Raw genomic sequence first — 22,785 nt, 5'->3', positions numbered from 1 at the left:
TCCTTCTGTAATTATATTCATTATAGTACACTCTCTAAACTTTGTCTTAACAAAAATAAGTCAACATACTTTACCTATTAATTGAAAGTTGTTATGCTAAAAACATATTAATCATAACGGAGGCGTATTGATAATGAAACAACGTGTAGGACAATATTTAGTAGCATCCATGCATGCTGCTGGTGTGAACGAGATATTTGGTGTTCCTGGTGATTTTAATTTAGCATTTTTAGACGATATTGTTGCACATCCTTCAGTCAAATGGATCGGTAATACAAATGAGCTTAATGCAAGTTATGCTGCAGACGGTTATGCACGTGTTAATGGACTCGGTGCATTAGTTACAACTTTTGGCGTTGGTGAACTCAGTGCAGTAAATGGTATTGCCGGAGCTTATGCAGAACGCGTTCCAGTTATCGCGATTACGGGCGCACCCACACGCGCAGTAGAAAAAGCAGGCAAGTATGTACATCATTCTTTAGGAGAAGGTACATTCGATGATTACCGAAAAATGTTTACACACATTACAGCTACTCAAGGCTATATCACACCAGAAAATGCAACATCAGAAATTCCTCGATTAATCCAAACAGCTGTCGATGAACGTAGACCTGTGCACATCCACTTGCCTATCGATGTTGCACTAACAGAAATTCAAGTATCGCAACCTTTTGAATTACAACCCACACATTCTCAAGACATTTCTGATTATGTGCAGCAAATTGCACAACGACTTGAAACGGCAAAGCAACCTGTCATTCTTGCCGGTCATGAAATTAACAGCTTTCACTTACAGGATGAGTTAGAAAAATTTGTCAATCAAACACATATCCCTGTTGCACAACTCTCATTAGGTAAAGGGGCTTTTAATGAAGAAAATGAACACTATTTAGGTATTTATGATGGAGAGATTGCAGAAACACATATTAAAGATTATGTGAATCATAGCGATTTGATTTTAACTATCGGAGCAAAACTAACTGACTCTGCTACAGCAGGGTTCTCTCATCAATTTAATATGGAAAATGTTGTGACCTTAAACCACAAACATTTAAAAATCAATGATGTTATTTTAAATGATGTATCTCTGACTAATATTCTAGAAGGCTTACTGAAACTAAATTATTGCAATACGACTAAATTCCCAGCTTATGAAAAAGAACAAGATTTTACATTACCGCTTAATGACGAACCATTATCACAACAAAATTACTTTACAATGATACAATCTTTTATTAAACCTGAAGATATCATTATCGCAGAACAAGGCTCTTCATTTTTTGGTGCGTACAATTTATCACTTTATAGAAGCAACACATTTATCGGGCAGCCATTATGGGGCTCTATTGGTTATACCTTACCTGCAACTTTAGGAACACAAATAGCCAATCCAAATAGACGTAATCTCTTATTAATAGGAGATGGCTCTTTACAATTAACTGTACAAGCATTATCAACAATGATTAGACAGCAACTGAAACCCGTCATTTTTGTTATTAACAATGATGGTTACACAGTAGAACGCCTCATTCACGGCATGTATGAACCATACAACGATATTCAAATGTGGAACTATCAAGCACTACCTGCCGTTTTCGGTGGTGAGCAAGTTGCTGTTCATGATGCTCTTACAACCAATGATTTACAAAATATTTTTCAAGAAATAGATACGCATAATGACCGTATGCATGTCGTAGAAGTCAAAATGGCAATAGAAGATGCCCCTGCAAAACTACGCGATATTGCACAAGCATTTTCTTCTCAAAATCAATAAGTATTTGTTTATAAATTCAAAAGAACCGACTGAATTGACTCAATCGGTTCTTTTCGTATAACATTATGCGTCTGTCGCACCACGTGCAATCATATCTTGTTTTGTGACCACTGGGTAGTTTTTGAAAACAATAGAGCCGAGCACACCCGCAATCAGTCCGATAATCGCCATTGCGACACCATATAATACAACTGTTAACCAGTCGTTAAAACCGAACATTACGAGAAATCCTGCAATCGGTGTTGCTGTACCAGTCGCATCATTAATCAGACCTGACAATGCGATAACAAGACCCGCTGCAGCACCACCGACAAAGTTCGTCAAATACACTGGGATTGGATTCGCTGATACAATATCTGCTTGTGAAAGTGGCTCGATACTTACCGAAATTGTTGCTTTACGATCACCTAGACGTAAACGGTGGAACAATGCACCATTCATAAACGCCGAACTGAAGGCTGCCATCGCACCAATCGCCATTGGTACACCTGTTAAGCCTAGCAACGCTGTCAACGCCATCGAACTTAACGGCGCTGTACCTACAACGGTAATAATACCACCAAGAATAATCCCCATAAAAATTGGGTTAGTATCCGTTGAGCTTTGAATAATATCGCCAATTTTTAACAATGTGTTGTTGACCACCGGCGTTAAACCCGCTGCAATTAAGCGTGCAAGTGGCGCAACGACAATCACCGCACCAATTAAGTCAACACCATCTGGGACATATCTTTCCGTATATTTCATTAAATAACCAATAATGTAACCCGCAAAAAAGCCCGGTAGTAAATCCATGCCACCGCAAGCTGCTGCAATTACTAACGCATAAACCGGTGACACACCAATCGCAAGTGCTGTTAAACCTGCAGCTGCAACACCGCCTAAACCACCTGCTGCGTCACCGAGCTCGCCTAAAAATTTAATGCCAAGTACTTCGCCACCCACATACTTGTTGAATGCCTCTACTAAAAATGTCGCAATCGCCGCGTTTGCTAACGCACCCATCGCACGCATACCATTAGGCGCTTTGTAAGTAAATAACGTGAAAATAACGAGGACTAAAATCAAAAACAACGTACCGACCAATAAATCCATGGAATCTCTCCTTTTAGTAATGAAAATAAAATTGCGAGAACTTCATTGCACAAGTAACACATCATTTGTACAAATCGGCAGTATCACAATCTGTAACTAAAGTGAAAATATCCTTTGACAATCTCTTCACTGTCCATCTACTTTATTTCTAAATTTTTGTATAAGAAACATTCTACTAAAAATTATAATTAATTGCACGGAAATTTTTTGAATTTTTAATATAAATGTTCGTAAAAAAGAGCGTATTCAGGTTTCCATCCCTGTTTACGCTCGTTGATACTTATCGTGCTAACTTATTAATAAAGGCATAAAAATCTGTAATATCTGTTAGCTGTTCATTACAACGTGTACTATCATGACAAATATAATCGCCCTTTTTCGTATAGCGTCCTTCACTCGCACTATTCGTCTTTTTCATAAATAACGCGACATTCGACTCTTTTTGACAAATTGAACAAAAACCTTTCACAACCTGATTAGATAAATCGCCATAAAACCCTTGAAGTTGTCCCTGTGTATCATAGTACATCATATATTTGCGATTGGATGCTAAGTCGTTCCAACCGATGAAACTGTGTGTATAGAGTGAAGCCGCTTCAACTGATGGAAATTTAATTTTTTTAACCTTACGAAATGTCTTTTCCATTCTTTTTTGGGAAGGCAATTCAAACGGGATAACATAGTTTCGTAGTGTTGTTAGGATGTCATCTACTTGCATTTGAGATAAGCGAATATTCATCAAACGCTCAACAGTCTCAAGCAGTTGTGCATCTGTCTCAGTAAACGCATTGAGTATGGCATCACGTGTATCGACTTGAACAACGCGCATTGTTTCTATATCATTCACTGATCTGTACACATTTTTTAAGCGTTGAATTTGGGCACAAATGTCATTGTACTGGTAAGGATAGATTGCTGGTTTCATAATTTGGCTCCCCTTTGAAAATAATAGAGAGCTGCAACAGTCTACATGCCGTTGTCAGCTCCGTATTTGATTTATTGATCAATTGTTTTGCGAATTTGTTTCAACACTTTGTGCGATTCAACAATCGGATACAGCGGGAATGCTGTCACCATGTCTTTGTATGTGTAGAAATGGAGCGGTTGCTGTTCCGCATCGAAATAATTGCTTAATTGACACATATCTGGATAGAAAATTTCGCTCGTGCCACCAAACATATACACAGGTGGCAAGCCACGTACACTGCCGTACATTGGCGAAATACGTGGATCTTTACGCTCTAAATCGCCTGCCCATACTTTCGCAATTTGTTGCAGTGTGAAAATATTTTGAATCGGATCTTGCTTTTGAACTTGTTCTGTAATATCTGGGTTCGAAAGTGATAAGTCGAGCCATGGCGAAATCAAATATAATTTCCCGGGTAATGGCAATTCATCTTGTTTCAATAAATTTTGTACAAAACTTAACGCCATATTCCCACCAGACGCATCGCCCATAATAACGATGTTCTCCGGTTCTGTTTCTTTTAACAGACGGCGATACGCATCTTCAATCGCTGCATGCGTATCACGGTATGTATGTGCTGGTGCTTTTGGATAGATTGGCATAATGACTTCATGTAATGTCTCATATGCCAACTTGTCCATAAAACGCCAATGGAATGCAGATGGCTGTAATACAAACGTTCCGCCATAAATATATAAAATTTTATTTTTAATATGATGACCGAAGTTAAAACGAAATACTTGCATCTCATCAAACATATCTTTAACGAGGTTAGACTTCACGTTAATCTGATCTGGTTGCTTATGCTTTTCCTCATTCAACACGCGACGTTTATCTAAAAAAGCTTCTATTTCTGGCTCTGTCTTAAACTTCATATGTCGTTGATGAGACAAGTAACGCCCCATTAACTTACTCATAATATTTCGTTTCAATACGATCCCTCACTTTTTAAATTTTAATTATAAACCTATTATAAATAGACAATATCATAATTGAAAGATTTTATTGTGCTTGATACGAAATCTTCTATTAACCTATGCTTGTGAAGACGACCTATCAGTTTCTCATTTTAACAATGCGACATTATATAACTTTGAAATAGCGTTATCTTATAATATAATGAATCATTATTGTCATCAATAAACTCAAGCTAAACAGAAAAGAGGCACATTATGAATCAAGGACCAAATCATAACGAACAAATGATATATCAGAAGCGACATATAAAAAAGCGTCGTTCAGGCGTTAGCTTTATTTTAACGTTAATTGCGATGGTTCTTACTGCGATAGCTGCATATAGTATGTACCATGACCCTTTATTTACTTCTAACTTTTTAAATACTGAGCTTAACTACAAGCAATTACAACAATTTAATCAAGAGTTGAGCAGCCAAACATTTGTGGATTTATCAGATTTTGAGCAAGTCGTTACACAATTATCATGGACGATTAATGGCTTCTTTATTTTATGCTTCGTTAACATTGTTTTGGCAATTTTAACGCTTGTATATAATCGGACATTACTTAAAATCGTCAACTTTATCGTATCATTGTGTATCTTTTTCATTCCAGTTGGCTTATTAGTCATTATTCGTGATGCAGCCAAACAATTGTCTGCCGCGTTTGAACCGATACAGGCAATTATTGGCAATGTAAATGCTACGGACATACTTGCTGAATCGAATGCTGTACATAATGCAATTATTTTTACAGGGATTGCTGCATTTCTTTATTTTATCAGCTTGTTCTTCCGTAATCGCAGACCAAAAAGTTTATAATCCAATTTAGAATCGTAGCGAGCATTTTTTCAAATACTCGCTACGTTTTTTCTATTTTGCATGAATATCAGGTACTGGCCACATTTCTTTATTTTCTGCCATATCCCAAAACATATATTCATAATAACTTGTGCGTACGACAATATCTTCAAGCGCTTGTAAAGTGGCTTCACTTTGACCTTCTACTGCATGATCCATCATCTCTATCAGTTGATTTGTAAGTGCCGTAAATTCATCAGAGCTGTACATTTGAATCCATTCGCCATAAAACGGTTGTTCCGCAGCCCCTTTGATTTCATTCAGTGCACGTCCAATATAGTTGTAACTCCACGTACAAGTCAACACAGCTGCAATCACATATTCAATATCACCACGTTGCGCATGATCTAACATATAACTTGTATAACTCGTCGTTGTACTTGCCGGTGTCGTTGCCTCTAATTCCTGTTCAGAAATGCCAAACTGCGCCGCATAATTTCTATGTAACTGCATTTCAGTGTGCAATGTTTCATGAACGAGTGTACCAAATAATGTCATCGTCTCTAAATCACGTGCTTTTGTAACACCGAGCGCAAATAGACGCGTGTAATCGATTAAATACAGATAGTCTTGTTTCAACCAATGTTTAAATTTATCCTTGTCTAATGTCCCTGTCCCAATACCTGCTACAAATGGATGTTCCAAATAGCTTTGCCATATTGGTTCGACGCGTTGAAATAGTCTTTCAGAAAATGTCGTCATTGTTTCCAACCCCTTTTTATATAAATCAATGTCAACATCTCAAAGATAAGCGGAAATTGCAAGCAGAAACCTATGATTATTCTCTGACTTCCTCCCTTTTTCAATCGAATATCAATCGATTATTCCCTTGTTATTACTGACTTTTCTCCTCTTTTCAATCGAATGTCAATCGATTATTCTCTTGTTATTACTGACTTTTCTCCTCTTTTCAATCGAATGTCAATCGATTATTCCATTGTTATTACTGACTTTCTCCCTTTTTCAATCGAATATCAATCGATTATTCCATTGCTATTACTGGCTTTTCTCCTCCTTTCAATCGAATGTCAATCGATTATTCCCTTGTTATTAATGGCTTTTCTCCTCCTTTCAATCGAATGTCAATCGATTATTCCCTTGTTATTACTGGCTTTTCTCCACTTTTCAATCGAATGTCAATCGATTATTCCATTGCTATTACTGGCTTTCTCCACTTTTCAATCGAATGTCAATCGATTATTCCCTTGTTATTACAGCTTCCTTCATGTTGTACTAACTCATTATTAACAGCAAAAAATCGTCACTATCAGGCTTAGTATGCTTGATAGTTGACGATTTTTAAGTTTTTGCCATCATCATCGCCTTGCAACAAGTAATGTGATTGCACTGTATTGCCTTGTTCCGTCTCACTTTGAACGATAACGGAATAAAAGTTATTCGTTTTATCGACGTATGTCACTTCGGGCGATTGTTCCTGTCTGGTCTGCTGCTTTTTCACATCTGTTGTCATCGCCTTATACAAGTCTGTATCTTTGACGAGATAAGGTTCGATGGCATTCATACTGTGTGATTGAAATGCTTCCTTACGTGCTGATGTATACTTTTTAACAAAGTCTCCAATTTTATCTAATACATCTTTTTCTTTCTCTTTATTGTATTTTTCAATTTCTTGCTGATTAAATGCTACCGTCACTTCATTCATTTCTTTCACGTCAGCTTGTGCAATTTTTGCAGTTGCTGTTTTGAATGTTTTCCCATGCGATTTACCTTCAGCAGCAATCGTCAAATCTTTGTTAAGTGGGAAAGGTCCATATGTTTGATTCTCTGTTACGTCTAGCGTTTCACCATTAATCACAACTTTTAATGAATCTTGGTCCAATCCGCCACTATTTTTTATATTTACTTTCACACGTGCTTCTTGAAAATCTTCAGTCACGTTGACAGTATCATGATCGCTTGAGCCGGTATTAAACTTCAACTGTCCTTCGTATGTACCTCGAGGTGTTTTTTTCGTCGCATCCAGCACATAGTCACCTGGGATAAAATAGCCGAGCAGAATTGTTTCATCTTTTTTGCCCATTACTTTCTTTTTCTGACTGTTGACTTCAAATTCATAAGTTGCTGATGTATTAGGTTTGACGACGGCTTTCTTCATCGGTGCTTGAAATCCTAAGTTATCAAAAATTAAATAACGACGTCCATTTTTACTAATACGTAACACTTTTTGGTTATTGTCGGTTTTTATTTCATAAGCAACTGGCGAATCTTCATCAAATTTCCCGACATGACGATACACTTGCTTCTCAAACTTTTTGATGCCCATTTCTTTTTTTATAAATTCAATATAGCGGGCAGCTTCTTGACGTCCAACTTTATTATCTTTCGTGCTGACTATCGTTGCCACCTTAGCCGCGTCACCATTATTCACAGCATTTACGAATATTTTGGCTTGCGCTTCTGGTGAATTAAAGTTGCGTAACAGTAAAAATAAAATAAGTAATAAAACACTAATAAAGCCACCAATAATAGCTGGCACCCATTTTTTTATAGATTTTGTCGCATCATCCGAAGTCGCTTTTTGTGGAGATTTTGAATCTTGATTAGGCGGTTCTACAGAATAATGCACTTGCAGGTGACAATCTAAGCAATAAGAATTATGTTGTAAACGATTGTGGCACTTTGGACACCGCTTCATAGCTTCATCTCCTTTTTCTTACATATCGCATGACACTATACTTAAATGTTTCGTTAGTGTAGTGACTTCTCAGCTGTACTTTTTTGAACAAGTCCTTTCAAGCGACTATCAATTTTTTCTAAAACTGCACGTGTTTCATCCAACTCATCACCTGGAATGTCCGACAACACTTCTGTTGCTAAGTCTGCAATGAGACTGCGTGAATCTTGTACATAGGCCATACCGTAATCTGTCAGTTCAATATATTTTAAACGCTTGTCCGTTTCAGAATTCGCATACGCACATTTGACTAGCTCCAAGTCTAACAGCTTCTTAACGCGTCGGCTCACTGCCGCTTTATTTACACCTTGTCGTATCGTAATCTCCGTTAATGTTAATGCCTTCTCATGTGACAGCATCAATAATACGCTAGACTGCTCGTTAGAAATACCATATTGTTCCCTTAAATCACGCAACAATCCCGCCGTCAACGCATTCATATTCGTCATGAATTCACCCATAAAACGGATATGTTGATTCATTATGTCATTTTTCAACATATTTTGCACTCCTCTATTCTCCATATCAATGTACCCTACATCGTATCAACAATTTCTTAACAAAGAAACTGCTAAATCACGCCAAAACACTGAAAATTTAGTATCATGTAGTATATCATCCGATAAAGGGGCTTAAATATGGGAATCTTACTTTCAGTTATTCCATTATTATATCTCATTCTTATATGTATGGCGAAGTATATCCCATATCAAAATGGACCACTACGTCTGTTTCAATCTATTTTGTTACTCAATATGTTAACCGTATGGCTCTCGACACGCACACATGTTATTCCATGGACATCCATTGCATTATCAGTAAGTATCTTATTATACTTAGCATTCAAACAGCATAACATTCTATTTACACAATCAGATGGCCGTCACTTTATTAATACATTGAGTCTCTATCTCATCGCAATCAGCAGTCTATGTATCGGAAGCGCGCTATTAGCTACAATTGTGCCACCATTTATAGGATTCTGTTTTCAACTTTTATACGGTCTAACACTCGTCTTTTTATTAAGTCTGCCTGCCTATCTTTATTTTTCATGGTATTTACGTCAAACACCGCCGAAACAAGCACCAGATACACTCATCGTGCTAGGTGCTGGCATTTCATCTGAAGTCGTCTCACCATTGCTACAAGCGCGCCTTGATGCTGCCTATGCGATACATCGTGACACAACTCAGTGGATTGTTAGTGGGGGGCAATGCGATGACGAGCCTATCTCAGAAGCACTTGCTATGCAACGTTATCTAATTAAGTTGGGTATTCCTCAAGAAAACATCACTTGTGAGGCGCATTCAACAAATACACGTGAAAATTTGAGATACAGTCAACCACTCATTCAACCAGGAACACAGTGTGTCATTGTAACAAGTGATTTTCATCTTTTACGTGCATTACGCATTGCCCAACGTCTTGGTATCCCTGTCAATGGTTACGGTGCATTATCGCCACTGCGTTATCGTGCACGTTCATATATTCGTGACTATTGTGGGTTGCTACTTCATCACCCATTCGTATGGACACTCTTTATTGTCGTACAGCTCATCCTTACCATTTTATAGAAAAGGACGATACAAATGTTTACCGCACCCATTTGCATCGTCCTTCATTTTATATTATTTTTGCGTTAATTGACCGCCATCCAAATATAACATACGGTCTGCATAATCGAATAAGCGTTCATCATGCGTAACCATAATACCAATCGCGTTCTCGTCACGCACTTGTTTTTTTATCATCTCAACTACTTCCGTCGCACGTTTCGCATCGAGACTTGCTGTCGGTTCATCCGCCAATAGAAGTTTGGGTTGATTCATCCATGCACGCATAATCGCCACACGTTGTTTCTCACCGCCTGACAACATATGTGGGTAGGCTTCCAAGCGATGCCCTAACCCAATCTGTTCTAACAAACTTGTCGCACGTGCTGCCGCTTCACTTTTAGACATCCCTGCTTCTTGCCCAACCGTAATCAACTGTTCCTTCACTTTAAGATACGGTAATAAATGAGATGCCTGAAAAATAAAGCCGATCTCTTTTAAGCGTTTATCCGTACGCGCTTTCGCCGACAATTGTGTCAAATCTTGTCCGTCTAAAGAAACTTTACCTTCAGTTGGTGTTAATAAACCACCTAAAATCGTCAATAGTGTAGACTTACCTGAGCCTGATGCCCCATTCAATATCACGAATTCGCCCGGCTGTACTTCAAAATCTAAACCTTTTAAGACGACTGTTGCCGCCTCACCCTGACCAAATGTTTTTACTAAGTTTTCAACTTTTAAACTCATGCAAAGCCACCTCCTATTGCTTCAATTGGATCAATTTTGTAAACACGTACAAATGATAATAATGCGCCGACTAATGCGACGATAATAAATATGACAATCGTCAACAGAATAATTGTCGGTGTTACAACGAATGGCATCGTGCTTGGCATAAACATTGAGAGCCCTACAACAAGTCCAATACCGATTAATACACCTAACATTGTGACGAACAGAATTTGGAATATTAATGCGCCTAACAAATGGCCAGTTTTAATACCGACTGCTTTCAAAATACCAATTTCTGATGTTTTTTGAATCGTCATAACATAGAAAAATGCTGTTAAGACGATGGCAGTAATAACGAATAAACTGATGACCATCATGTTCAATGGCATTTGTTCTGCTTGATAACTTGGAATTGCTGCTTTCAAGTCATCTTTTGTTGCGATTTTGACGCCATCAATTTGTTTTAAGTCATTAATTTGACGATCGCTCACATCATGTAATGGATACATTGCGGTTGCGACTTGTTGTCCTGCAACTTGTTCCAATCCTTCATCTGTCATCAATGCGACATTAGCATGGGAATGCATGGCGTGGTCAAAAAATCCAACGACTTGTAGTTTTTTGTCATGATCTTGACCTTCAATCCAGTCGCCTACTTTAATTCCTTTTCCTTGTAGCTTACTGTTTAACACGACTTCTTGTGCACCTTGAGGATAATGACCTTCTTTCAATGTTGGTCGCTCACTTTTTGGTAAGTTGGCATACAACATATCTTCTTTAAAATCTTTAAATTGCGTTGATACCTTAGCAATTTTCATCGGTTTGTCTTGAATGACCGCTTCAATTTCTTTCTGTGTATCGACAGAAAATCTCGACTTCTCCAATAAGTCCTCTGAGTCTTTCTGTATCACGTAACGCTCTGCTTTAAAGCCATCTAACATGGATACATTTTCACGTGCTAGTCCTTGTGCGAGACCTGTGATAAATAACACCATACTCGCTAATAGAATAACGATAAATAATATGAGTGCGTATCGAAACTTGTAAAACTTTAATTCTGATATCGCTAATTTCATCGTTCAAATCTCCCTTCCGTTTCATATCATGCCTTAACTATATACGGCTTATATGAACAGAATATGAACACACGTCATATTTATAGAAAAATGCACTTTCCACTCCACTCTCAATGCAAGTTTTTACAAAATACGCTATGATAAAATGAATAAATCTAATGTTTGAAAGGCGTGTATTTATGACTGTTACTTGTTTAATCGTAGACGACGATCCTGAAATTTTGACATATGTTTCTTCTCATATTAGTAAAGAAGGTTATCAGGCAATTACACAACCCAGCGCTGAGGCTGCTCTTGATTATGTCGCTGATCATGCGATTGATATTGCCATTGTTGATGTGATGATGGATGGCATGAATGGTTTTGAACTGTGCCAAACATTGAAATATGACTACAGTTATCCGGTGATTATGTTGACCGCACGTGATGCACTCAGTGATAAAGAACGTGCTTTCTTAGCCGGTACAGACGATTATGTCACTAAGCCATTTGAAGTCGCTGAGTTGATTTTCCGTATTAAAGCGGTACTCCGTCGTTATCAAGTACAAACGGACGTTGAAATTGAATTGGGCAACGTTGTCATCAATCAAGCGGAACGCACAACAAAGGTAGGATCCAAAGTACTCATGCTACCGAACAAAGAGTTTGAGCTACTCAACCTACTAGTGGCCTATCCACAACAAGTATTTGAGCGTGAAACACTAATCACCAAGATTTGGGGCTTTGATTACGAGGGAGATACACGTACTGTCGATGTCCATATTAAACGCCTACGTGCACGTTTGAAGAAACTTGGCGCAAACATTCAAATAGAAACCATGCGCGGTGTAGGATATAAGGTGACGTATGATGTTTAAATCCCTCTATACACGTCTCGCTTTTTATACGATTACCGTGATGATAATTAGTGCCATCGCAAGTTTTTTAGTGACGAATGTGTACTACCACTTTGCGTTGAAAGAACAAAATGATGCGAAAGTGATGACGACTTTAAAGCGTGCGGATACTTACAAAAATATCCATACAGATGAAGCGCTCACTGCACATTTGAAGCTATTAGGCGATTTGAATTATCAAGTTATTGCTGTAGATGAGCAGCATAAAGTACATCACTATGGTGCGTCTTTCCGGCAATATAATTTGAGTCGACATGCGATTGATCAAGTACTTGCTGGTAAGGATTATCATGGCATTCGTAATCGTCCATTCAACCCTGTAATTACAGGCTTTTTCGACAATGAATCACACAACACCGTTGGCACACGTTTTCAGACGACATCTGGAAATTATGCTGTCTTTATGCGCCCTGATATTAACTTTTTATTAGCCGAATTTCGTTATTTTCTCATCGTACTTATTGGATTACTAGTTGTTTTCTCAATTCTTTTAGTAATCTGGTCGACGTATGCGCTTGTAAAACCTGTGCAACAATTAAAAAAAGCGACTGAACGTATGATGGAAGGAAACTTCAATACGCCTATCGCTGTAACTCGTTCAGATGAAATTGGCACGCTGCAACAACATTTCGATACGATGCGCGTTGCTTTGAAACAACTCGACGATATGCGTCAGCACTTTGTTCAAAACGTATCACATGAGATTAAAACACCTTTAACACATATTCATCACTTGCTGAATCAACTACAAAATGAGCAAGATTCGACGCAACAGGCTGAATATATTCAACGCATTTACAATGAAACACATCGCTTAAGTCAGCTCACGCAGCAACTGTTACTCTTATCAGAAATGGATAATGGTGGTCACTTGAAGTTTGATGATACATTTCAAGTTGATCAAGTTATTCAAGACATTATTGCCAACGAAGGCTATACCATTGAACAGAAAGCATTGAGCATCATCTATGATTTGGCAGAAGTGTCATACACAGGCAATCAACGTTTACTCACACAAGCCATCGGTAATATTATTCGTAATGCGCTTAAATACACACCCATGTATGGGACGATTGAAATTAACTTATCTCAACAGAATGAAGCACTGTCGATTACCGTTGAAGATGATGGTCCAGGTATGGATGCCGAAACCGTTTCACATATCTTTGAACGTTTTTATAAAGCAACATCCCATACTGACAGTAACGGGCTGGGTCTAGCAATTACACAATCCATTATCGCCTGTCATCATGGTCAAGTGGCTGTGACGAGCACACCTGACGTCGGTACTACTTTCACCATTATATTGCCACTTGTATAACAAAAAAGCCATTGGTAAAGGGCGCAATACCTATTTATAATAGGCGTTGCGATGCCTTTCTTACCAATGGCTTTTACGTTTATTTACTTTCTGGATTAAGTTGCAAATATTTCACAACATCTGCATTAACTTTTTCGTATAATGCATCTTCATCGCTCAGCTTTTTGCCGAATGACGGAATCATTTCTTTGATTTTTGCTTCCCATTGTGGGAATTCGCTTCCAAATGCACGTTGTAACACGTCTAACATGACTGGTACAGCTGTAGACGCACCTGGTGATGCACCGAGTAGCGCAGCAAGCGTACCGTCTTGTGTCGTGATGACTTCTGTACCGAATTGTAACGTTCCTTTGCCTTTGTCGGTATCTTTAATCACTTGTACACGTTGACCAGCGACAACAACGCGCCAATCTTCATTTTTGGCATTTGGTACGAATTCACGTAAGTCATCCATACGTTCATCGTTAGATAACATCAGTTGTTGCACTAAGTATTTTGTGAGTGGCATTTCTTTCGCACCTGCCGCAAGCATCGTCAGTAAGTTGTTAGGCTTCACAGACTTGATGAGATCGAAATATGATCCTTGTTTTAAAAACTTTGGTGAGAAGCCAGCGAATGGTCCGAATAATAATGTACGTTCACCATCGATATAACGTGTATCTAAGTGTGGTACTGACATTGGCGGTGCGCCTACTTTTGCCTTACCATACACTTTCGCATGGTGTTTCTCAACAACATCAGGATTTTTACATACTAAGAACAGACCACTTACCGGGAAACCACCGATATGTTTAGATTCCGGCACACCTGTTTTTTGAAGTAACGGCAAACTTGCGCCGCCTGCACCGATAAACACAAACTTAGAAACGACTGTAAATACTTTGTCTTCTCGAATATCGCGGATTTTAACCGTCCATGTTTTGTCTTTGTTTTGTTTCAAGTCTAACACTTCATGCTCGTAATAAACGCCAGCGTCACGTTCTTCAATACGGTTGAGTAACTGCCCTGTCAACGTACCAAAGTTCACGTCTGTACCTGAGTGGTCACGTGTTGCTGCAATCGGTGTTGTTAAATTTTGACGACCTTCCATCATAAGCGGCACCCATTGTTTCAATGTGTCCGGTTCATCTGAAATCGTCATATTTTTAAACAGGTTGTTGTCTTTTAACGCTTCCACGCGCGCCTTTAAAAATCGCACATTGTCTGTCCCCATTACAAAACTCATATGCGGCACTGAACGTATAAATTTTTCCGGCTCAGGTAGTTGACCCGTTTTAACTAAATGCGCCCAAAACTGCTTCGATACTTGGAATTGTTCGTTGATATGAATCGCCTTCGTAATATCAATTGAACCATCCGCTTGTTCTTTCGTATAGTTCAGCTCACATAATGCAGAGTGCCCTGTCCCCGCATTATTCCAAGCATTTGAACTTTCCTCAGCACATTTACCAAGACGTTCAAAAATACTAATCTCCCAATCTGGTTGTACTTCTTTCAACAACATGCCTAGCGTCGCACTCATAATACCGCCACCGATGAGTACAACATCTGTCTTGTTATGTAGGTTATTCATAACAATCCAGTCCCCCTTTTCGTTTGTTCATATTTGGTCGTGACACAAAAATTTGCGCATCCAAAAGATTCGTTGTTCCCCCGACAAAAATAGTATATAACATACTCTTTTCGCTACTGCTGCCTATCATCCCTTTTGAAACATCACATCGTTCATGTGCCTCTTTATAACCCTTTGTGCTATTGAATTGTAAAATATCTTAATATCTCAATTATAACGCTAAAAAGAATAAGAAAAAAGCGCTTACGTCATAAAAATTCAATCAATCCATCATGTAACTTAAATTCCAATCATTCAATCAAACAAAATGCATCCCTTATTTGTGGTCATTGGGATGCATTTATTTTGTATATGAGTTTTTAGTATCTTTCTTTTTCAATCTGTTCTCTGACATAGCCTGATAATTCAAAAACATATGCTAATTCATTTTTACTGCGTACAGTAAGGCTTGCATTTACGTTATTTGACCCATCCATAATGATACCAATAACTTCATTTTCACTATTTAAAATAGGAGACCCAGAAGACCCTTTTCGAACAATTGACTTAATATAAAATTGTGGATCAATCGACTTAGCTTTCATTAAGTAATAACCTTTAGACGCATACATCGTATATTTTAAATCTTTAGAGAACAACTCAGGTAAATACCCTTTAGCTGGATAACCCAAAACTGTAATATTATCTTTAAATTTCAAATGCGGTAAGTCTTGTATATTAGCTAATTTTAAAGGTGTAATATAGGATGATAACTTTTTATTTGTGTGTAAAATAGCTACATCAGCACCTTTAATCATTTTTACATCTTTAATAGTAAATTGATAAGGTCTTTTATCCCCATTTCTTGACGGACTAAATATTAAATTCTCAGGCTTTTCAGGATGATATTTCGGTTCTTTCGCAATACCAAAATTTTCTTCAACCACGTGATTGTTTGTTATTAACGTATAATCATCTATTGCAAAAGCTGTTCCATAAAATTTGTTTTTGGTGTTTTGAAGTGTTCCAACCGCACTTTTTACGGTATCTATATTTTTAACGCTTTCAATACTAATCTCATTATTAGGGATTTTTTGAACCATATGATGCGCTTCAACAACACCTGACTCTTTAAGCGTAATACTTTTGTCCAGGTATGAATCTGCATATGCTGGCAAAATCAAAACGTTAATAAATATTAATGAAATAAGAACTATTTTTACTATTACTTTCAAAATACTTCACACCTATTAGATTTATATTGATTCCAAAGCACTTCCCCTTTTATAACTCTAAATCTTTATACCCTTAATATCCGAGTCACCACCTACATCAAGAAAACACTTTTTACACTATTACAAAATAGTATATACTAGAAGAATGTGTAGGACAATAAATTATATTAAACTGGTAATAAATATTAGCATCTCTTCAATCTAAATTCTCAAAAGTCATTCAGTTCTCTAGCCATATTATCAATGCTATAATGAGCTAAAAGAGGCAAATTGAGGGATGCATCATGAAATCAATCACATTCTTAATGCACAACATTTATGCGATGGGGGGCACAGTCAAAACAGTCAGTAACTTAGCTAACGAACTTGTAAAAGAAGGTCATAAAGTCAAAATTATTTCGGTCTTCCAATCACAAAGTCAGCCGTATTTTGAATTGGATTCCCGAGTAAAAGTGGTATCACTTGTAGACTATCAATTGAAAGTACGCAATATGATTCCACTATTTGCTAATCGAATCCGTAAGTTTACACCTTTACTGAAACCTCACTATCTTACCAAACACGAGCCATGCTATCGCCAATACTCGAGTTACATTGAACGTAAGTTATTGCGTGCGATTCAGCAAGAGTCAGCAGATGTCCTTATTGGTACGCGTGCAAGCCTCAACATCTTAATTGCGCGTTATGCGAGGCCACAGCAGTGGCGAATCGGCATGGAGCATATGAACTATACAGCACATAACAAAGCATACCGTGACGAAATCATTCGTTATTATGCACATTTAGACGCCCTCACAACACTTACATCACAGGACAAAACGCAGTACCAACAAGTGCTACCACACACACCCGTGTTTGTTGTTCCAAATATGATAGCCGAAAAACGCTATAATATGATGAAGAAAAATCAAATAACAGCTGCTGGACGCTTTGAGTACGAAAAGGGATTTGATCTACTGATAGAAGCAGTTTATGCCGTTCAAGATGATTTACGCGAAGAAGGCTATACTGTTCAAATATTTGGAGATGGTCAAGAGAAAGAAGCACTCTCGCAAACCATTATGTATTTACGCTTACAAGATTTGATTTTTCTCCGTCCCACAACACAACAACTGAGTACATATCTTGCAGAAAGTAAAGTAACGTGCATCCCGTCTCGTAATGAAGGTTTCGATTTGATGATACTAGAAGCTATGAATCAAGGTAGCATCGTCGTTAGTTTTGATGATAATGTTGGACCTACATCGTTAATTCGCCATGGTGAAAATGGCTTTCTCGTTCCATACGGGAATGCCGAAAAACTTGGTTTACAACTGCTAGATGTCATACAAAACACACCTAGTCAACGTCTTAAAACCTTACGTACAGCCGGATATAAGACCGTTGCGGAACACGCACCAGAAAACACCTATTATCACTTCAATAAAATGCTGCAAACACTTGAACAGCGTTTATAACGGGTTCTACATCTTTTGTGGTGGGATGGCATGAATAGCCATTCCGCCTTTTTCTTTTTTATATGCAAAAAGCGCTCATGCCTCTATAATTTTAAGTGGCTAAACCCAAATTAAAGGAGACATGATGCGCCTATGTGTAATGATATCTTAAAACTACTCAAAATAAAAGATGAAAATATTCAAGTACATCATATTGATGAAGATGTGAAAGTGCGTGGTTAGCTTTCTACAGTCATCTACGGTACTTTATCTTATCTCCCTGAAAGTTGTATGTATTGTACTAACAAGGACTCGAAACAAATTCATAAACACGGTAAACGCGTCTCTCGTTTAACGCTATTGAATTCACAAGAATCAATCGTATACTTTAACCTAGCCAAACAACGCTTTAAGTGTCAGTGCTGTCAAAAAACCTTTACAGCGCAAACAGATGTTGTTGATGAACATTGCTTTATCTCTAATCGTGTTAAATTAGCCATTCAAGACAAGCTCACACAAGTACGTTCTGAGAAAGACATTGCGGCTGATTGTTGTGTGTCGCCTAGTACGGTTAATAGATGTATTCAAAAGACTTTCAAATCATTATCTGTTAAGCCTTCATCAGGCTTACCTCGTCATATATCTATGGATGAGTTTAAGAGCGTTAAACATGTGACAACAGCTATGAGTTTTCTCTTTATTAATAATGAAACCAATCAAATTATAGATATTTTAGAAGATAGACGTATCTATAACCTGAAAGAATACTTTTATCGTTTTGATCGTCGAGAACGATTAGCAGTTGAAACAGTTACAATCGATATGTATGAACCTTACATTCATTTTATTAAAGAAGTGTTTCCTAATGCGACTATCATCTTTGATCGATTTCATATCGTTCAACATCTTAATAGAGAATTGAATAAATACCGTGTTTCAATTATGAATGGTTGTCGTTATAGTACCCCTAAAGACTACACAAAACTTAAAAATCACTGGAAACTATTGTTAATGAATAGACAAGAAATCAATAGTTATGAGCATTATCGTTCAAGGTCATTTAAGACGTATGTGACATCTAGGGATGTGTTAGATTATCTGTTAAACCTCGATGAGAAGCTTTATAACGTCTATATACTTGTTCAAGAGCTCAGAGAAGCATTGAAACAATGTGATTGGTTACGATTCAAAGAAACGCTACGTAATGTTGAGAAGAAGAAAGTATCAACCGGCGTATGGCGTGTCGTTCGATTCTACCAAAAACACGCGTCCATTATTCGTTCAACAATCGAGCACCCACAGTTTAACAATGGTGGTATTGAAGGGATTAATAATAAAATCAAACTTATAAAAAGAACGGCATATGGATACAGAAACTTCGATAATTTTAAAGCACGTATACTCTTAATATTTAAGCTTTATCAACGTCCTAAAAAGCAAAGTATTGTAAGATATGCAGCTTAGAATTTGCGTAGTAATGGCTGACTAACACATTCTGTAGTACGATGTATTGTGTTGAAGCTAACGCGTAAATCGTTTCGATTGCGAGACGCCTAAGGCAACAAGCCGAACGGAAAATCCATTTTGGCTTCCACTTATAAGCTTACTAACAACTCCAATAAAGCCAAAATTAGTTGGAGTGAGGCGCCTTGGCAAGCGAGCAATCAAGAAACGATGGTATTCAAAAAGCGCACAATCACAAAGGACTGTACGCTAAATGAAGACAGCTATTTCAACTCAGCTGGAATTACAATATAAATAAAACTAGGTACTTATAATTATCTTTCCACCACAGAAGCTGAACAGCCTTATAACGACAAAGCACGTATTACCTCATCATGCAGGAATACGTGCTTTTTTTGGGTGGGACAACGGAATCTTTTCCGATAAATGATATGCCTGTCCCACTCCAATACAAAAAGCGTACGCACTCCCTAATACTAGGAAACACATACGCTTTTCTCTATATATTCGCTTATGACTAGCTAATAATTAATGATAGGATGAAGATCCAAATACACCAAACTACGAGTAAACCTGCACTGTATTTTAATGTCATCTTCAAGAGTTCTGATTCTTTACCAACTTGTTTTACGGCTGCTGTTGCAATCGCAATAGATTGTGGAGAAATCAATTTCGCAATCGCACCACCTGCTGTATTGGCACCTACTAACAATGCGCCAGCTGTACCGACTTGCGGTGCAACAGATGCTTGAATTGGTGCGAATAATGCGTTGTTATTTACAACAGAACCTGTCATAAATACGCCAATCCAACCTAGGATAGGTGATAAGAATGGGAAGATTGCACCTGTTTTCGCAACACCTTCACCCATTGCTGCTGTTAAACCACCGTATGTTGTTAACTTAGCGATTGCTAAAATCATACAGATTGTTAAAATTGGTAACCATAATTCTTTGAACGCTTCTGCAAGTAATTGACCTGCACGTTTGAAATTAACTTGCTTAGATAAAATCACTGTAATAATACCAGCAATTAATAATGCTGTACCTGTTTGGTTCAACAAGTTAAAAATTAATGTAATTGGTTTTTCTGAAACATCATTCATTGTGAAAGCAAGCGGAATTTGAACTGTTAAAAATTCTAATGCGCCACCTTCCATGAATAAACCTTTGAATGATTTCGTACTCCAGATAAGTACAAGTACTGTTAAAATAATGAATGGGCTCCAAGCATAAACGATTTCTTTACCATTATGATGTGGTGTTTCAACCTTTGGCTCCTCAGCATTCAAGCGGAAGATATTTTTAGGTTGGAATCGTTTAGATACTAAAGCTAAAGTTGCCATTGACGCTAATGGCGGTAAAATATCAATTAATTCTGGACCTTGAACGTAGCTAAGTAAAACTTGTAACACTACGTAAGGAACGATTGTTGCTAAAATAGCTGGTAATGTTTCACGAATACCTTTAAATCCATCTAAAATAAAGATTAATAAGAATGGAATAAAGATTGTTAAAAACGGTAAGCTGTAGTTTAAAGAACGTGCAACGTCTAGTGCTGAAATGTTACCGTGTAAGCTTAATGTATCGATAACAGCTACTGGTAAACCAATTGCACCGTATGCACCAGCAGCACCATTCGCTACTAAGCAAAGCATCGCAGCTTTTAATGGTTCAAAGCCTAATTGTGTAAGTAATACCGCACAAATTGCGATCGGTACACCGAATCCTGCTACACCTTCTAAGAAACAGTTAAAACAGAAACCGATTAATAACAATTGGATACGTTGGTCTTCGGAAATTGTCGTGATACTATCTTGAATCACTGCGAACTGACCTGTCGCAACTGTTACTTTATACAACCAAACTGCCATCATTACGATAAAGCCGATTGGTAAAATACCTTGATAAAAACCTTCGATAACGCCACCAGATGCAATCCCCACTGGTAACTTGAACACGAACAACGCGATTACGATTGTAACTACTAATGTTGTAAGTGCTGCATAAATCCCTTTCATCTTGAACACTGTTAAGCAGAGTAAAAATAAAATGATCGGAATACTTGCCACTACTGCAGACAGAGCAAGATTTTGGAATGGATCAAATGAATGTACTAACATCTCTTTCATCTTCCTTTAATATTTATTTACTTACTGATGAAATAAAAATAAATTGTGATTTATTTCACATGAAAAATATACCACGTATTAATTGGCAAATCAATATGTTATCGTAAATTTTTTTAATATGTATAAAAGATAAAATTACATAATGAATCATACTTAATTTAAACGTATAGGAACTGATATTTCATTTTACCAAACTACCACTTTTTTCAAAACAATTCAAAATTTTATTTCCATCCTAAGTGAAATTTGTTAATGTACATTCATACTTCATGGTTACCGCTGCCTTTCTTAACTCAGTGAAATACAAAAGGACTGGGGCAAAATAACCCCAATCCTTCTATTTGATTATTGACGATAAGCAGGATCTACAATTTTAGGTTGTCCTGTTTTATCAACTGTTACAATTGTATAAGAACCTGGATCTGCTTGGTTTAAAAAGCTGAAAACGTACATATGGTAGCCATCCTCCCCTTCAATGGCATAATCATTGTATGGATTTTGGTAACCATTGAATTGGTTGGCTTCAGCATTTGCGCTTTGTAACGCACTTTGAAAATCTGGTAGAACTTGTTGCGCTTGTTGTTCACTAATCGGTTGACGCACCAAATTTTGTGCAACAGGTACCACGTTTTGTCCTTGGTAAGGTGCATTACTATTAGCTGTCGCCGTTGCTTGTTGATTCATCTGCGCATTATTTTGTGTCGTTGTATCATTCGTTGCTTGCGCTTGATTGTCTGGTTGTGTCGTGTCTGGTTGTTTCGCATTGTCTACACTATTATTTGTGTTGTCTTTATCAGCATTTTGAGCTTTGGTGTCTTTGTTTGTTGTCTTGTCTTTATCCGATGATGTCTTTTGTTTCGTTTGTTCTGTTTTAGGCTCTGAAGATTTGTTTTTGTCAGTATCTTTTGAGCCATCATCGTTAGAACATGCTGCTAATACAAGTGATAATGCAAAAAGGCCGGTTAATAATTTTTTCATAAATATTACCTCCAAATTTTTAAATGCACTACTTGTCTTTATATTACACTTTTTTACAAACAT

General features: G+C 37.5%; 19 protein-coding genes and 1 pseudogene. 8 read left to right on the top strand and 12 right to left on the bottom strand.

Annotated features, from left to right (window positions below; genetic code table 11):
- Window positions 1-133: 133 nt before the first annotated feature.
- A complete protein-coding gene (locus tag CD122_RS02990; RefSeq protein WP_103357518.1) occupies window positions 134-1,774 on the top strand; it encodes an alpha-keto acid decarboxylase family protein in 1,641 nt (546 codons plus the stop codon).
- Between the two features lie 63 nt (window positions 1,775-1,837).
- On the opposite strand, the gene CD122_RS02985 is transcribed toward CD122_RS02990, so the two are convergent.
- On the bottom strand, window positions 1,838-2,779 hold the full coding sequence (locus tag CD122_RS02985; protein WP_240624110.1) for a PTS sugar transporter subunit IIC: 942 nt from the start codon (window positions 2,777-2,779) through the stop codon (window positions 1,838-1,840).
- On the opposite strand from CD122_RS02985, the pseudogene CD122_RS12250 reads away from it, so the two are divergent.
- Window positions 2,778-2,870, top strand: a pseudogene (locus CD122_RS12250) (hypothetical protein); the annotation flags it as partial. The gene CD122_RS02985 and the pseudogene CD122_RS12250 sit on opposite strands and share 2 nt — an antisense overlap.
- A gap of 279 nt (window positions 2,871-3,149) precedes the next feature.
- Here CD122_RS12250 and CD122_RS02980 read toward each other — a convergent pair.
- Together CD122_RS02980 and CD122_RS02975 are read right to left on the bottom strand one after the other, a co-directional pair.
- Window positions 3,150-3,794: a FusB/FusC family EF-G-binding protein gene (locus CD122_RS02980; protein WP_103357516.1), complete on the bottom strand. Its 645-nt coding sequence runs from the start codon at window positions 3,792-3,794 to the stop codon at window positions 3,150-3,152.
- A 71-nt stretch (window positions 3,795-3,865) separates the two neighbouring features.
- Window positions 3,866-4,768, bottom strand: coding sequence for an alpha/beta hydrolase fold domain-containing protein (locus CD122_RS02975; protein ID WP_103357515.1), 903 nt, complete (start codon window positions 4,766-4,768; stop codon window positions 3,866-3,868).
- A 240-nt stretch (window positions 4,769-5,008) separates the two neighbouring features.
- Here CD122_RS02975 and CD122_RS02970 point away from each other — a divergent pair, with 240 nt between their 5' ends.
- Complete coding sequence (locus CD122_RS02970; RefSeq protein WP_103357514.1) at window positions 5,009-5,614, top strand: hypothetical protein; 606 nt, start codon at window positions 5,009-5,011, stop codon at window positions 5,612-5,614.
- A 51-nt stretch (window positions 5,615-5,665) separates the two neighbouring features.
- Here CD122_RS02970 and tenA read toward each other — a convergent pair whose 3' ends face one another.
- The 3 genes from tenA to CD122_RS02955 all read right to left on the bottom strand — a co-directional run bounded on the left by tenA (window position 5,666) and on the right by CD122_RS02955 (window position 8,848).
- The gene (tenA, locus tag CD122_RS02965) at window positions 5,666-6,355 is read right to left on the bottom strand and encodes a thiaminase II (RefSeq protein WP_103357513.1); all 690 of its coding nucleotides are present in this window, start codon (window positions 6,353-6,355) and stop codon (window positions 5,666-5,668) included.
- A gap of 571 nt (window positions 6,356-6,926) precedes the next feature.
- The gene (locus tag CD122_RS02960) at window positions 6,927-8,309 is read right to left on the bottom strand and encodes a membrane-associated protein TcaA (protein ID WP_103357512.1); all 1,383 of its coding nucleotides are present in this window, start codon (window positions 8,307-8,309) and stop codon (window positions 6,927-6,929) included.
- A 53-nt stretch (window positions 8,310-8,362) separates the two neighbouring features.
- Window positions 8,363-8,848: a MarR family transcriptional regulator TcaR gene (locus tag CD122_RS02955; RefSeq protein WP_103357511.1), complete on the bottom strand. Its 486-nt coding sequence runs from the start codon at window positions 8,846-8,848 to the stop codon at window positions 8,363-8,365.
- Window positions 8,849-8,986: 138 nt separating this feature from the next.
- Between CD122_RS02955 and CD122_RS02950 the strand changes: the two genes are divergently transcribed.
- Entirely contained in the window at window positions 8,987-9,922 is a 936-nt protein-coding gene (locus CD122_RS02950; RefSeq protein ID WP_103357510.1) for a YdcF family protein, read from the top strand.
- 54 nt (window positions 9,923-9,976) lie between these two features.
- Here the strand turns inward: CD122_RS02950 and CD122_RS02945 are convergent, their stop codons facing one another.
- Window positions 9,977-10,648, bottom strand: a complete 672-nt coding sequence (locus CD122_RS02945; protein ID WP_103357509.1) for an ABC transporter ATP-binding protein — start codon at window positions 10,646-10,648, stop codon at window positions 9,977-9,979.
- On the bottom strand, window positions 10,645-11,709 hold the full coding sequence (locus CD122_RS02940) for an ABC transporter permease (RefSeq protein ID WP_103357508.1): 1,065 nt from the start codon (window positions 11,707-11,709) through the stop codon (window positions 10,645-10,647). Before CD122_RS02940 ends, CD122_RS02945 begins: the two co-directional genes overlap by 4 nt.
- Window positions 11,710-11,888: 179 nt before the next feature.
- Here CD122_RS02940 and CD122_RS02935 point away from each other — a divergent pair, with 179 nt between their 5' ends.
- The gene (locus tag CD122_RS02935) at window positions 11,889-12,566 is read left to right on the top strand and encodes a response regulator transcription factor (RefSeq protein WP_103357507.1); all 678 of its coding nucleotides are present in this window, start codon (window positions 11,889-11,891) and stop codon (window positions 12,564-12,566) included.
- Window positions 12,559-13,926, top strand: coding sequence for a sensor histidine kinase (locus CD122_RS02930; protein WP_103357506.1), 1,368 nt, complete (start codon window positions 12,559-12,561; stop codon window positions 13,924-13,926). The genes CD122_RS02935 and CD122_RS02930 overlap by 8 nt, the downstream gene beginning before the upstream one ends.
- Window positions 13,927-14,005: 79 nt before the next feature.
- On the opposite strand, the gene mqo is transcribed toward CD122_RS02930, so the two are convergent.
- Entirely contained in the window at window positions 14,006-15,499 is a 1,494-nt protein-coding gene (gene mqo / locus CD122_RS02925) for a malate dehydrogenase (quinone) (protein WP_103357505.1), read from the bottom strand.
- A gap of 359 nt (window positions 15,500-15,858) precedes the next feature.
- Entirely contained in the window at window positions 15,859-16,713 is an 855-nt protein-coding gene (locus CD122_RS02920) for a S1 family peptidase (RefSeq protein ID WP_103357504.1), read from the bottom strand.
- A gap of 284 nt (window positions 16,714-16,997) precedes the next feature.
- Here CD122_RS02920 and CD122_RS02915 point away from each other — a divergent pair, with 284 nt between their 5' ends.
- Together CD122_RS02915 and CD122_RS02910 are read left to right on the top strand one after the other, a co-directional pair.
- A complete protein-coding gene (locus CD122_RS02915; protein ID WP_103357503.1) occupies window positions 16,998-18,170 on the top strand; it encodes a glycosyltransferase family 4 protein in 1,173 nt (390 codons plus the stop codon).
- Between the two features lie 234 nt (window positions 18,171-18,404).
- Complete coding sequence (locus CD122_RS02910) at window positions 18,405-19,613, top strand: ISL3 family transposase (protein ID WP_444972099.1); 1,209 nt, start codon at window positions 18,405-18,407, stop codon at window positions 19,611-19,613.
- A gap of 517 nt (window positions 19,614-20,130) precedes the next feature.
- Here CD122_RS02910 and CD122_RS02905 read toward each other — a convergent pair.
- Together CD122_RS02905 and CD122_RS02900 are read right to left on the bottom strand one after the other, a co-directional pair.
- Window positions 20,131-21,735: an L-lactate permease gene (locus CD122_RS02905; RefSeq protein WP_103357502.1), complete on the bottom strand. Its 1,605-nt coding sequence runs from the start codon at window positions 21,733-21,735 to the stop codon at window positions 20,131-20,133.
- Between the two features lie 354 nt (window positions 21,736-22,089).
- Window positions 22,090-22,722 (bottom strand): hypothetical protein, encoded by a 633-nt coding sequence (locus CD122_RS02900; protein ID WP_103357501.1) that lies wholly within the window; start codon window positions 22,720-22,722, stop codon window positions 22,090-22,092.
- Window positions 22,723-22,785: the final 63 nt, after the last annotated feature.

The sequence above is a fragment of the Staphylococcus rostri genome, assembly GCF_002902145.1.
Lineage (GTDB): Bacteria > Bacillota > Bacilli > Staphylococcales > Staphylococcaceae > Staphylococcus > Staphylococcus rostri.
The sequence above is the reverse complement of the archived record's forward strand: the minus strand, read 5'-3'. Positions and strand labels throughout refer to the sequence as shown.